Origin of the sequence: Methylosinus sp. LW3 (genome assembly GCF_000527115.1) — a bacterium.
Lineage (GTDB): Bacteria > Pseudomonadota > Alphaproteobacteria > Rhizobiales > Beijerinckiaceae > Methylosinus.
Genome location: NZ_AZUO01000001.1, coordinates 2,377,639 through 2,389,470, shown reverse-complemented (window position 1 = coordinate 2,389,470; position 11,832 = coordinate 2,377,639). Strand labels below are relative to the sequence as shown.

Sequence of the window (11,832 nt, the reverse complement as noted above, 5' to 3'; positions counted from 1 at the left end):
ATTGCTATCTAATTTTGAGACAAGCAATCAGACGGGTCCTGGCCCTTTCACGGGGAACCCGGCCCTTTGTCGGAGATCGGACATGCTGCCGCAAGTCGTCCTGGTCGATGGCGTCCCCAGATGCGTTATTCGCCCGACCGATCAGAAAGCGCTCGACCGCTTCGTGCGCAATAGCAGGAAATGGCTTCAGGCCGGCAATGCCGAAGCCAAATGCACCTACCGTCCGGCCGATGACACGGAGAGGGCGGTTTGGACGGACGCTTTCGAGCTGCACAAGGCCGCCGGCTCGGATGAGGAGAGCTTTTTCGGCATTCCCCTCGTCGCCGCAGCGGCAATGGCGGCGGCGCCGTCCGAATAGCCCGACTCATACGATCTGATCGGTTTGCGCGGCGTTGGCCGCTTTCCTTCCCCCCGCTCGCAGGGGGAACGCCCCGAACCTTCTGCCGAACTCGTATCAGTCGACGTTGCAGCGGATCGGGGCTGGCGGTTGCGCCGTTCCGGTCGCCGCCTGCACGGCGGCGGCCAGGGCCATCGGACAATTGGCGCAATCGTGACCCGCGCAGCCTGCGCAAGGGGAGGGCGCGGCCGCCGCCTGAGCCGGGGCGGAGGCGCCCGTGAGGTTCTGCGCATCGGCTGGCTGGTCGCCCGCGGCGGCCAAGGCCGAGCCGGCGATCAGCAAAGCGGGCAGGGCGAGAGCAAAGGATTTCCGCATGGCGCCTGTCCTCAATGCTGGCCGGGCGCGAGCTTCACGCCGCGCCGCTCGAAAGTGATGTAGGAGACGAGCGCCGTCATGCGCGGATCGTCCGGCGGAAGATTGGCTCCCTGCAGCGGATTGCGAATGCACCAATTCACCATCTCGAAGAGCTGCGTCACCTTGCCGAGCTGCTTCTGGAATTTGGGATAGGTCTCTGGGTGCGTGTTGGCGGCGTTGGGATGGCATTGCGCGCAGGCGACGCCATTGGTCCCGAGCGCGCCGCTCGTCCATAATTCGCGGCCCTTGGCCGCCACCTGCTCGAACTCCTTCTGATAGCGCTCGACATCTGTCTTGGTGAATTCATCGGCGCGCGCTGTCGTCGCGCCGAAGGCGGCGAGACCGAAAGCGAGAAGCAAGGTCGAGCGAAGCATGGCGAACTCCGATCAATAATGGGTTTGCGGCAGACGGTGCTGCGTCGGCTCCTGATAGGCGATATCGACCGGGTGGCCGGCCTTGTGATCGAAGGCGACGGTGCGCTGGTCATTGTCCCAGAGCTGATAGCGCGCGGTGACGCGGCCCGAGCCTATGTCGATCAGCTGCCAGCCGGTGGCGTCGCGCTCGAAGAAAGGATCGGCGCGGTTCATCGGAATGGTGAGCACGGGCAGATGGCTCTCGGCTTGCGCATAGCTCTGCGGATAGGGCCAGGGCCAAGCGGTGGCCATCACCGAATTGAAGCTGATGTTGCCGATCTGATTGTACTGAATCTGGTGAACATGGCCGTAGATGACGTTGACGCTGTCGAAGGGCGCGAGCAGCGCCTGCACCTCCTCGGCGTCGTCGGTCCAAAAGTTCCAGCCCTTGTAGATCTTCTGCAGTGGCGAATGGGAGAAGACGACGAGCGGCGTCTTCTTGTCCAGCTTGGCGAGATCATTGGCGAGCCATTTGCGCTGCTTGTCGCCGACCATGAAGGGCGAGCCATTGGGATTGTCGAGCCCCGCCATCTCCAGCATGCGCTGCTCGGCCGTCGGCCAGCGATGGAAGGTCCATTGCTCGCTGGTCAAAATCGAGTTCAGCACGATGAAATGCACGCCCTTATGGTCGAAGCTGTAATAATGCGGACCGTAGAGCTTGCTCCAATAATCGCCGAGGTCGAGATAATAATCATGCTCGCCCATGACGGCGTGCAGCTTGCCTTTCAGCTTGGAGAGAATCTCGGCGCCGTGGTCGAGCTCCTCGCGCTTGCCGAGCTGGGCGAGATCGCCGCCGAAGATGACGAAATCGGATTCCGGCTTCACCAGATTGGCCTCGGCGACGGCGCGCTTCAGCCCCTGATCCCAATTGCGCACGAAGCTCGCGCCTTTGATCTGCTGAATATGCGCGTCGGAAATATAGGTGAAGGTGAAATCCTCGCGCGTGCCGCCGAAGGCGAGCGTGACCATGCTGATCGGCAGAGTGGTCAGCGCCGCGCCGGCGCCGGCTCCCGCCAGCACGCTGCGCCTGGTGATGAATTCGCTCATCTGCTCGGCTCCCTTATCGTGACCGCGTGGCGCGGCGCGCTCATCTCGTTTTGGCGCCGAAATAGGCCGGCGTGGTGAGCGTTTCCATGAAGGCGACGAGATCGTCCATCTGCTGCTCGGTGAGATTCAGAGGGCGAATGCCGCCGGAGAGATAGTCGTTCACCTGCGCCGGATCGCCCTCGCTGCGCCCGCCATTATTATAGTGCTTGACGACATCCTTCAGAGTTTTCAGCGAGCCGTCGTGCATATAGGGCGCTGTCACTGCGACATTGCGTAGAGTCGGCGTCTTGAAGGCCCCGATCACATCGAACTGATCGGTGACGGCGAAACGGCCGAGCTCGGACGTCTTGGGGTCGGTGAGCACGGCCTTGTCGACGTCCGCGCCTTTCGCCTTGGCGGTCAGAAATTCCGCCGAGAGACGAGGCACGTCGAATTGCGCGCGATTGATGCCGACGCCGATATTGTGGAAGCGATTATCGGTGAACAGCGCCTGATTCTGCTCGATCACATGGCAGGAGACGCAGCGCCCCTGGCCGACGAAGACCTCGAAGCCGCGCTTGGCGGCCTCCGATATCGCGGTCTCCTCATTGCCGAAGCGCCAGCGGTCGAAGGGCGAATCGCCGGAAATAATCGTGCGCTCATAGGCGGCGATGGCCTTCTTCACCTCCTCCATCGTCACGCCGTCGCCGGTCTTGCCGAAGGCCTTCTTGAAGAGCACGACATAAAAGGGATCGGAGCGCGCTATGGCGAGGATCGGCTCATGCGTGGCCAGGCCCATCTCGACAGGATTGAGGAAGGGATGCTGCGACTGATCCTCGAGCGAGGCGGAGCGTCCGTCCCAGAACAGCGTCGTGAAATAGGCGGAGTTGATGACCGTCGGCGCATTGCGCGTGCCGGTCTTCTTGCTGATTCCGTCGGAGGCGCGAATCCCCTCGGAGGTGCGCAACGGGCTGTCGGTGAAGGCGTGGTCGTCCTTGTGACAGGTCGCGCAGGCGACCGTGCCGTCGGACGAAAAGCGTAGATCGTGGAACAGACGATTGCCGAGCGCGATCTTGTCGCTGGTCTGCGGATTGTCCTGTGGGATCGGGACTGGGGGCAGGCCCAGCGGCTCGGCGGAACCGACGCTCGCGAAACCAAGCCCCGAAAGACTGAGCATTGCCGCGAGCAGTGTCGCGGCGCGCTTGCGCACGGCCATGTCTTCCTCCCCGAGGTCTTCGTCGCGCCCTGTCGGATGGACCCGCTTCTCTCATCGGCGCGACGGCCATGATCCTGCCTGGAATTTTTCTGATCGGCAAGGCTTCTCATGGCTCGGGGCGGGCTTTTGTCTTTGCCTCGGCCAGCAACTGCAGCTGTGCAGCGCAAAAATATTTCCGCGTTCGGGGACGAGAACAATAACTGCGACGGAGACGATGTCGCCAAAGCGACATAATCGAGAAAATAGTAGAGTTATAGTTGCAATTACATGATTTCTCGCAATTTCCTGCATTATTGCCTTTGCCCGAGAGCCCAGCTTGTGGTAGGCGGGCGGCGGTTCGGGCCGAGGCTGTTTCGCAGCGCACGCTCGTTTCCCAATCGGAGGAGCCCTCGGAAAATGTCACGTGCATTCATCGCCACGCTGAGCGTGATGGCGCTGTTCCCGTTCGCCGCTATCGCGGGCGATCTGCGGAGCGACGCCAACGCCGTCTTCAAGCCGATCACCCCGGCGGCGGCCGCCAAGGCCGTGAAGAACAACGACCTCACACCCGCCAAGATCGAGCTCGGCAAGCAGCTGTTCTTCGATCCGCGCATATCCTCGAGCCAGCTCATCAGCTGCAACTCGTGCCATAATCTGAGCCTCGGCGGCGTCGACGCCGGCTCGACCTCCATCGGCCATGGCTGGCAGAAGGGTCCGCGCCGCGCGCCGACCGTTCTCAACGCCGTGTTCAACGTCGGCCAGTTCTGGGACGGCCGCGCCGAGGATCTGAAGGCGCAGGCCAAGGGTCCGGTGCAGGCCGGCGTGGAGATGAACAACACGCCCGCCAATGTCGAGGCGACGCTGAACAGCATTCCGGGCTATGTCGCTTCCTTCCAGAAGGCCTTCCCCGGCGACAACAAGGCCGCCAACTTCGACAATTTCGCCAAGGCGATCGAGGCCTTCGAATCGACGCTGGTGACGCCCAACTCGCGCCTCGACAAATTCCTCGGCGGCGACGAGGCGGCGCTGGACGCGACGCAGAAGAAGGGCCTGCGCCTCTTCATGGACAAGGGGTGTAGCGGCTGCCACGACGGCGTGAACGTCGGCGGCGGCAGTTACACGCAGTTCGGCGCGGTGGAGAAGCCGGCTGCGGCGATCCTGCCGGAAGCGGACAAGGGCCGTTTCAACGTCACCAAGAGCCCGGCTGACGTCTTCTCCTTCCGCGTCGCACCGCTGCGCAATGTGGCGCTGCGCGCTCCCTACTTCCACACCGGCCATGTGTGGACGCTGGAGGAGGCGGTCAATGTCATGGCGAAATCGCAGCTCGGCGTCGAGCTCGCGCCCGACGAGACCACGGCCATCGTCGCCTTCCTCGGCGCTCTGACCGGCGATCAGCCCAAGGTCGAATATCCGGTTCTGCCGGGGCGCACCAATGCGACGCCTCAGCCGCAGCAGGAGATCGCCGCGAAGCACGCTCACTGAGCCGCTTTTCGCGCCAACGATACCAGAGCCTCCGCGCATCACTGCGCGGAGGCTTTTTCTATGGCTCGCGACATTCTACCTTCGCCCATCTCGCCTATGGCGAGGCTATTGCGACTGGAGCCGCGCCATGGATCTCTCACCAATTTGGACACACGCTCGAATTTCGACCCGAATTTTCGCCGGAGCGTCGGTCTTGCCGTTGCTCTGCGGCCTCGGCGGCCCCGCGCTGGCGGAGGCGCGGGACCCTTTCGCCGCCATTGGCCATATTGTCGTGATCTACACGGAAAACCGCAGCTTCGATAACGTCTTCGGCCTCTATCCCGGCGCCGACGGGCTCGGCATAGGCGCGGATCGCTTCGCCCAGGTCGATATCGACGGCAAGCCTTTCGGCGAATTGCCGCCGATCCGCGGCGAGAAGGGCGTCGACGCCCGCTTTCCCGCCATTCTTCCCAATGCGCCTTTCGCGATCGACGCATTTTTGCCCAATGCGGAGAAGACGCCCGATCTGACGCATGATTTCTTCCAGGAGAAGGAGCAGATCGACGGCGGGAAGATGGATCGCTTCGCGGCCATTTCCGGCGCCGGCGGCTTGGTGATGGGCTATTACGACGGCCGCTCGCTCGCGCAATGGCGCCTCGCGCAGGAGTTCACGCTCGCCGATCATTTCTTCCATGGCTTCTTCGGCGGCTCCTTCGTCAATCACATGTTCCTCGTCTGCGCCTGCGCGCCGACCTTTCCATCGGCGCCGCCGTCGCTGATCGCCGAGGTCGACGAGGCCACCGGCCTGCTCGCCCGCGCCGCCGACTCGCCGAAGAGCGCTCGTATCGGCCCGCCGCGCTACAAAAAATCCGGGCCGGTGACCAGCGACGGCTTCGTGGTCAGCACGATGCAGCCGCCGACCCCGCTCTCGCCGCTCGAAGCGCCGTCTGGCGTCGGCCTGCCGCCGCAAACGCAGCCGACGATCGGCGATCGCCTCTCCGAAAAGGGCGTCTCATGGGCGTGGTACGCGGGCGGCTGGAACGATATGCGGGCTGGACGAATCCGTCAGCGCGAGGCGCCGGAATATTTCCAGACGCATCACCAGCCTTTCGTCTATTTCGCCAATTTCGCACCCGGAACGCCGGCGCGCGAGCAGCATTTGAAAGACGCCGACGATTTCTTCGCGGCGGCTGAGGCGGGGACGCTGCCCGCCGTGTCCTTCTACAAGCCGGTCGGCAAATTCAACGAGCATCCCAATTACGCCGATCTGAAGACCGGCGACGCGCATCTCGCCGATGTCGTCGCGCGGCTGCGGCGCAGCCCGAATTGGAAAGACATGCTGGTCATCGTCACCGCCGACGAGAACGGCGGCGCCTGGGATCATGTCGCGCCGCCGCAAATCGACCGCTTCGGCCCCGGAACGCGCGTGCCCACGCTGATCCTATCGCCCTTCGCGAAAAAGGGATTCGTCGACCACACGACCTATGACACCGCGTCGATTCTGGCGACGATCGAGACGCGCTTCGGATTGGAGCCGCTCACCGCGCGCGACATGGGCGCCGCAGACCTGCGCAATGCGTTGGATACTGTGGTTCCGGAGCCGACGAGAGCCGCCCGCTGACCGGCGCCGCGCCGCGGCTCAAGTCATTCTGTCACAGCCCGTATGGGGAGGGCTACCCGAGGCTGTGGCGCCTGATCTATGGGCGCTGCCGAAATTTATAAGCACTGAATTAAAAGGATTTGTTGCCGAGTCATCGGGCGCCTGCGACAAAGGCCGCGGGTGGGAGCGCCCGAAAGTGCGGCGCCGCATAAACTGCCTGATCGTGTGCTTCATACCATTCTATAGATTATTTTGACCTACCCCATTGGATATTGTCATTACGAGGCGGAACGGAAATGGTTGCGGCTCGCCGAACGAGGGCGTTTTGGATGTTTTGGCGCTGGGAGGCGCCGGGGGGTCTGGGGCTTTCGTTTCGCGCGGCGGTTTCGAGAAAATTCGTCTCCGAGCAAAGAAGAAAAATGCCGTCGGCGGGTCCTTTTGAGAGGGGTCGCTGGGCGGTGAGAGCGGGAGGTCGGGACAGCGGCTCGTCGAGCACGAGGCCGCAGCGACGACAATCAACCGTTGGAGACGAAGGCGCGTGCCGAGCAGGGAGGCGGGACGCGGCGAAAACGCTTCGAGAATCCCTGGGAGCACTTAGGAGGAATTGAGATGAGCGTAACGACAGAGACATCGGCCGGCGCAGCCGCCGGCTCAGATGCCATCGTGGACCTGAAGACCATGTGGATCGGCATCGCCGTCCTCAACATTTTCTACCTGTTCATCCGTATCTATGAGCAGATCTTCGGCTGGCGCGCGGGTCTCGACTCGTTCGCTCCGGAGTTCCAGACGTATTGGCTGACGATGCTGTGGACGGAGATTCCGCTGGAGCTCGTCGCCGGTCTCGGCCTCGCCGGCTATCTGTGGAAGACCCGCGACCGCAATGTCGACGCGGTTTCTCCGCGTGAGGAGCTTCGTCGTCACGTCGTGCTGCTGCAGTGGCTGACGGTCTACTCGGTGGCCATCTACTGGGGCGCCAGCTTCTTCACGGAGCAGGACGGCACCTGGCACATGACCGTGATTCGCGACACGGACTTCACCCCGTCGCACATCATCGAGTTCTATCTCAGCTACCCGATCTACTCGATCATGGGCGTGGGCTCGTTCTTCTACGCCAAGACCCGCATTCCGTTCTTCGCGCACGGCTATTCGCTGGCGTTCCTGATCGTGGCCATCGGTCCGTTCATGATCATCCCGAACGTCGGCCTGAACGAGTGGGGCCACACCTTCTGGTTCATGGAAGAGCTGTTCGTCGCTCCGCTGCATTGGGGCTTCGTGTTCTTCGGCTGGATGGCTCTGGGCGTGTTCGGCGTCGTCCTGCAGATCCTGGCTGGCGTGAAGCGCCTGCTCGGCAAGGACGGCGTTGCGGCGCTGATCGGCTGATAGCGGCCTGAATATCGGCCGCCCGCGCAGTGTCGCGGACGGCCGCCTCCGGCGAATTTTTCCGAATGCTCCCGGAACGAGGCTTCGTCCGGACGGCCGCGCGGCGGCGGTTCGGACGGGGTTTCGGAGAGGGATCGGCGGGAGATCGGCGGGGCGAATTCCAAAGGACAATCCGGCGCGAGAGAGCCGGAGGCAGGTCTCGAGACGCCGGCGCGAAGACGCCGGGCGGACAGACACCAAGGAGAAGAGTGATGTCTACATCGAAGAGCGGGGGGGCAATCGGGCCTTTCCATTCTGTCGCGGAAGCGGCGGGATGCGTTAAGACCTCCGATTGGCTGATTCTGACGCTGCTGTTTCTGGCAGTGCTGGGCGGCTATCATATTCACTTCATGCTGACGGCTGGCGACTGGGACTTCTGGGTCGACTGGAAAGACCGTCGTATGTGGCCGACCGTCATCCCGATCCTGGGCGTGACCTTCGCGGCCGCCGCTCAGGCGTTCCTGTGGGAGAACTTCCGTCTCCCGTTCGGCGCGACCTTCGCGGTTCTGGGTCTGCTCATCGGCGAGTGGATCAACCGCTATGTGAACTTCTGGGGCTGGACCTACTTCCCGATCAGCCTGGTGTTCCCGTCGGCTCTGGTCGTTCCGGCCCTGTGGCTGGACATCATCCTGCTGCTGTCGGGCTCCTATGTGATCACGGCTGTGGTCGGCGCCCTGGGCTGGGGTCTGCTGTTCTACCCGAACAACTGGCCGGCGATCGCCGCCTTCCATCAGGCGACCGAGCAGCATGGTCAGCTGATGTCCCTGGCTGATCTGATCGGCCTCCACTTCGTCCGCACCTCGATGCCGGAATACATCCGCATGGTCGAGCGCGGCACGCTGCGCACCTTCGGTAAGGACGTCGTGCCGGTGGCCGCGTTCTTCTCGGGCTTCGTGTCGATGCTCGTCTACTTCCTGTGGTGGTTCGTCGGTAAGTGGTACTCCACCACGAAGGTGATCACCAAGATCTGATCGGCCGTAAGGCTGGACGGATCGAGCGATCGCTCAAAGCGAGGAGGGGCGGCTGCGAAGGGCTCCTGCAAGAGAGCCCGGGAGCGAGCCGCTCCGGCAAGGACGACAGCGGACATCCGGCCCGACGGGCCGGTCCGCGAAGAGAAACTTGGGAGGTTGTTCCATGAAACTGTTGGAGAGAATGGCCGTGCTGGCGACGGGACGCGTCGCTCGGCTCTTCGGCCTGGGCATGGCGGCTGCGGTCGCCGCGACGATGGGCTCCGTCGCTCCGGCGTCGGCGCACGGCGAGAAGTCGCAGCAGGCGTTCCTGCGCATGCGCACGCTGAACTGGTATGACGTGAAGTGGTCGAAGACCTCGCTGAACGTCAACGAGTCGATGGTGCTTTCGGGCAAGGTGCACGTGTTCTCGGCTTGGCCGCAGGCCGTCGCGAACCCGAAGTCGTCGTTCCTGAACGCCGGCGAGCCGGGTCCGGTTCTGGTTCGCACGGCTCAGTTCATCGGCGAGCAGTTCGCTCCGCGCTCTGTGTCGCTCGAGGTCGGCAAGGACTATGCGTTCCAGATCGACCTGAAGGCGCGCCGCGCGGGCCGTTGGCACGTTCATGCGCAGATCAACGTCGAAGGCGGCGGCCCGATCATCGGACCCGGCCAGTGGATCGAGATCAAGGGCGACATGGCCGACTTCAAGGACCCGGTCACGCTGCTGGACGGCACGACCGTGGACCTCGAGACCTACGGCATCGACCGCATCTATGCTTGGCACTTCCCGTGGATGATCGCGGCTGCGGCCTGGATCCTCTACTGGTTCTTCAAGAAGGGCATCATCGCCTCCTACCTGCGCGTCAGCGAAGGCAAGGAAGACGAGCAGATCGGTGACGACGACCGTCGCGTCGGCGCTATCGTTCTGGCGGTGACGATCCTGGCGACGATCATCGGCTACGCTGTCACCAACAGCACCTTCCCGCGCACGATCCCGCTTCAGGCCGGCTTGCAGAAGCCGCTGACGCCGATCACCGAGGAAGGCACTGTGGGCGTCGGCACGAAGATCGTGACGGCGGATCTCAAGGGCGGCGTCTACAAGGTGCCGGGCCGCGAGCTGACGGTTCAGGTGAAGATCACGAACAAGACGGATGAGCCGCTGAAGCTCGGCGAGTATACGGCGGCGGGTCTCCGCTTCCTGAACCCCGACGTGTTCACGACGAAGCCGGAGTTCCCCGACTATCTGCTGGCGGACCGTGGTCTGTCGACGGATCCGACGCCGATCGCGCCGGGTGAGACGAAGACGATCGAGATCAAGGTGCAGGACGCGCGTTGGGACATCGAGCGTCTCTCCGACCTCGCCTATGACACGGACAGCCAGATCGGCGGTCTGCTGTTCTTCTTCGGCCCGTCGGGCAAGCGCTACGCCACCGAAATCGGCGGCCCGGTCATTCCGAAGTTCGTCGCCGGCGACATGCCCTGATCGAACTCTCTGAAGGCTGAAAATATCGCCGGCCGGGCCTCGCGCCCGGCCGGTTTCTTTTTGCGCTTCGGGCGCTTCGTGTCCCGGAGCAAGAACGCAGCAGTTATATCGCAATGCGATATATGCGGCGTTTGGACGCAGGAGAAATTGTCGCGTCCGCGCCCGAACACGCATAGAATTTATCCATAGAGTCTCACTCCGGCGGCGGTCTCGCACGAATGAGCTGGGCTGCGGCAAGTCGACGAAATAGCGATTTCAAATCGATTCCTTTTTGCACTAAGAAAAATCGGGACAAGCGAGGGCGAGGCGATCTCGCTCTCTCGAAGCTCGAAGCAAAAAAAAGACGACGCGGCGACCCTAGAGGCGCGCGTGGTCGGGAGGAAGGAAAGCGATGATCGTCCGATCCGTGAGACCGTGTCTATTGGCGCTTGCGCTGTTCTTCGCGTCCTTTGCCGCTACTCCGGCTCGCGCCGGCGGCGACGGACCGGAAGCGATGGTCATGGACAATATGTGCATGGTCATGTTCGGCTATGACATGATCCACATCACGGCCTATGAGGCCGAAGGCGCACGCGATCAATATTGCGACCATATTCCGATCGTCGGCCGGATCATCTTCACTTTCGATATCGCCAATCCGGATTTTCGCGATCTGCCGCTCGAGCTGCGCATCATTCGCGATCCGCTGACGCCGATCTCGGCCAATACGGATCTCGAGCCGCTCACCATCATTCATCTGCCGCCGAAGCTCTACAGGACCGGCACCTTCAATTTCGAGCACAAATTCACCGAAAAGGGTCATTTCATCGGCTATGTGACGCTCACCCGAGCGAATGGCGAGAAAGAGACCCAGCAGTTCAAATTCATGGTCGGCCAGACGCTGTGGTCCTTCGTGCCGCAGGCGCTCGGCGTCGTGCTGATCGCGCTGATGGTCGGCGCTTATTGGCGCCATAGCCACACCAAGCCGAAGGCTGCCGATCCTGCTGATGCGCTGAAGTCGTCGTGAACGCGACCGTCTTGAACGGATGCGGCCGACCGACCAGATCATGATACGAAAAGCAAATAATATGGGAGGAGCGACGATGAAGATGACGTTCGGAGCCGGCCTCGTGGCGGCATTTCTATGCATGAGCGCCGGCGCGGCCTTCGCTCATTCCTTTCTGGTCGACGCTTCTCCGTCGGCGAAGGATCACGTCGCCGCTTCGCCGAAGCTCGTGAAGCTGCGCTTCGGCGGCGGCGTCGAGCCCAATTATTCGACGATCGCGATCCTCGACGCCAATGGCAAGACCGTCGTCGAAGGCGCGAAGGGCGCGCCCGACAAGCCGCGCGAGCTGACGCTCGACGCGCCAGATCTGGCGGCGGGCAAATATGTCGTGAAATATCGCGTTCTCTCCTCGGATGGCCACATCGTCGAGGGGAAATACGAGTTCACGGTGGACGCTCACTAAGTCTGGCTCAGAGCAGCTTTAAAAAATGTCGGGCGGCGCCGATCGGCGGGGCGCCGCGCCGTGCTCGCGAGCGTAACGGAAGTCGAAAT

The 11,832-nt window shown here is 62.8% G+C and carries 12 protein-coding genes; 8 read left to right on the top strand and 4 right to left on the bottom strand.

The window, feature by feature from the left end; all coding sequences use genetic code 11:
* Positions 1-82 precede the first annotated feature (82 nt).
* Positions 83-358, top strand: a complete 276-nt coding sequence (locus METLW3_RS0112135) for a hypothetical protein (protein ID WP_024880178.1) — start codon at positions 83-85, stop codon at positions 356-358.
* Positions 359-454: 96 nt separating this feature from the next.
* Here the strand turns inward: METLW3_RS0112135 and METLW3_RS0112130 are convergent, their stop codons facing one another.
* From METLW3_RS0112130 to METLW3_RS0112115, 4 genes are read right to left on the bottom strand one after another with little or no spacing between them, the layout of a single operon-like run.
* Positions 455-712: a hypothetical protein gene (locus METLW3_RS0112130; RefSeq protein WP_026598809.1), complete on the bottom strand. Its 258-nt coding sequence runs from the start codon at positions 710-712 to the stop codon at positions 455-457.
* Between the two features lie 11 nt (positions 713-723).
* A complete protein-coding gene (locus tag METLW3_RS0112125) occupies positions 724-1,125 on the bottom strand; it encodes a cytochrome c (protein ID WP_024880176.1) in 402 nt (133 codons plus the stop codon).
* Between the two features lie 12 nt (positions 1,126-1,137).
* Entirely contained in the window at positions 1,138-2,211 is a 1,074-nt protein-coding gene (locus METLW3_RS0112120; protein WP_024880175.1) for a metallophosphoesterase, read from the bottom strand.
* A 40-nt stretch (positions 2,212-2,251) separates the two neighbouring features.
* Positions 2,252-3,406, bottom strand: coding sequence for a cytochrome c peroxidase (locus METLW3_RS0112115; protein ID WP_024880174.1), 1,155 nt, complete (start codon positions 3,404-3,406; stop codon positions 2,252-2,254).
* 396 nt (positions 3,407-3,802) lie between these two features.
* Here METLW3_RS0112115 and METLW3_RS0112110 point away from each other — a divergent pair, with 396 nt between their 5' ends.
* The 7 genes from METLW3_RS0112110 (at position 3,803) to METLW3_RS0112080 (ending at position 11,743) form a co-directional block, all read left to right on the top strand.
* Positions 3,803-4,867: a cytochrome-c peroxidase gene (locus tag METLW3_RS0112110; RefSeq protein WP_024880173.1), complete on the top strand. Its 1,065-nt coding sequence runs from the start codon at positions 3,803-3,805 to the stop codon at positions 4,865-4,867.
* 193 nt (positions 4,868-5,060) lie between these two features.
* The gene (gene acpA / locus METLW3_RS0112105; protein WP_245267327.1) at positions 5,061-6,467 is read left to right on the top strand and encodes an acid phosphatase; all 1,407 of its coding nucleotides are present in this window, start codon (positions 5,061-5,063) and stop codon (positions 6,465-6,467) included.
* 588 nt (positions 6,468-7,055) lie between these two features.
* A complete protein-coding gene (gene amoC, locus METLW3_RS0112100) occupies positions 7,056-7,826 on the top strand; it encodes a bacterial ammonia monooxygenase, subunit AmoC (protein WP_024880171.1) in 771 nt (256 codons plus the stop codon).
* 251 nt (positions 7,827-8,077) lie between these two features.
* A complete protein-coding gene (gene amoA, locus METLW3_RS0112095) occupies positions 8,078-8,836 on the top strand; it encodes a bacterial ammonia monooxygenase, subunit AmoA (RefSeq protein WP_018265152.1) in 759 nt (252 codons plus the stop codon).
* 163 nt (positions 8,837-8,999) lie between these two features.
* Positions 9,000-10,295, top strand: a complete 1,296-nt coding sequence (gene amoB / locus METLW3_RS0112090; protein ID WP_024880170.1) for a bacterial ammonia monooxygenase, subunit AmoB — start codon at positions 9,000-9,002, stop codon at positions 10,293-10,295.
* Between the two features lie 391 nt (positions 10,296-10,686).
* Positions 10,687-11,301: a hypothetical protein gene (locus METLW3_RS0112085; protein ID WP_024880169.1), complete on the top strand. Its 615-nt coding sequence runs from the start codon at positions 10,687-10,689 to the stop codon at positions 11,299-11,301.
* 76 nt (positions 11,302-11,377) lie between these two features.
* Entirely contained in the window at positions 11,378-11,743 is a 366-nt protein-coding gene (locus METLW3_RS0112080; RefSeq protein WP_024880168.1) for a copper resistance CopC family protein, read from the top strand.
* Positions 11,744-11,832 lie beyond the last annotated feature (89 nt).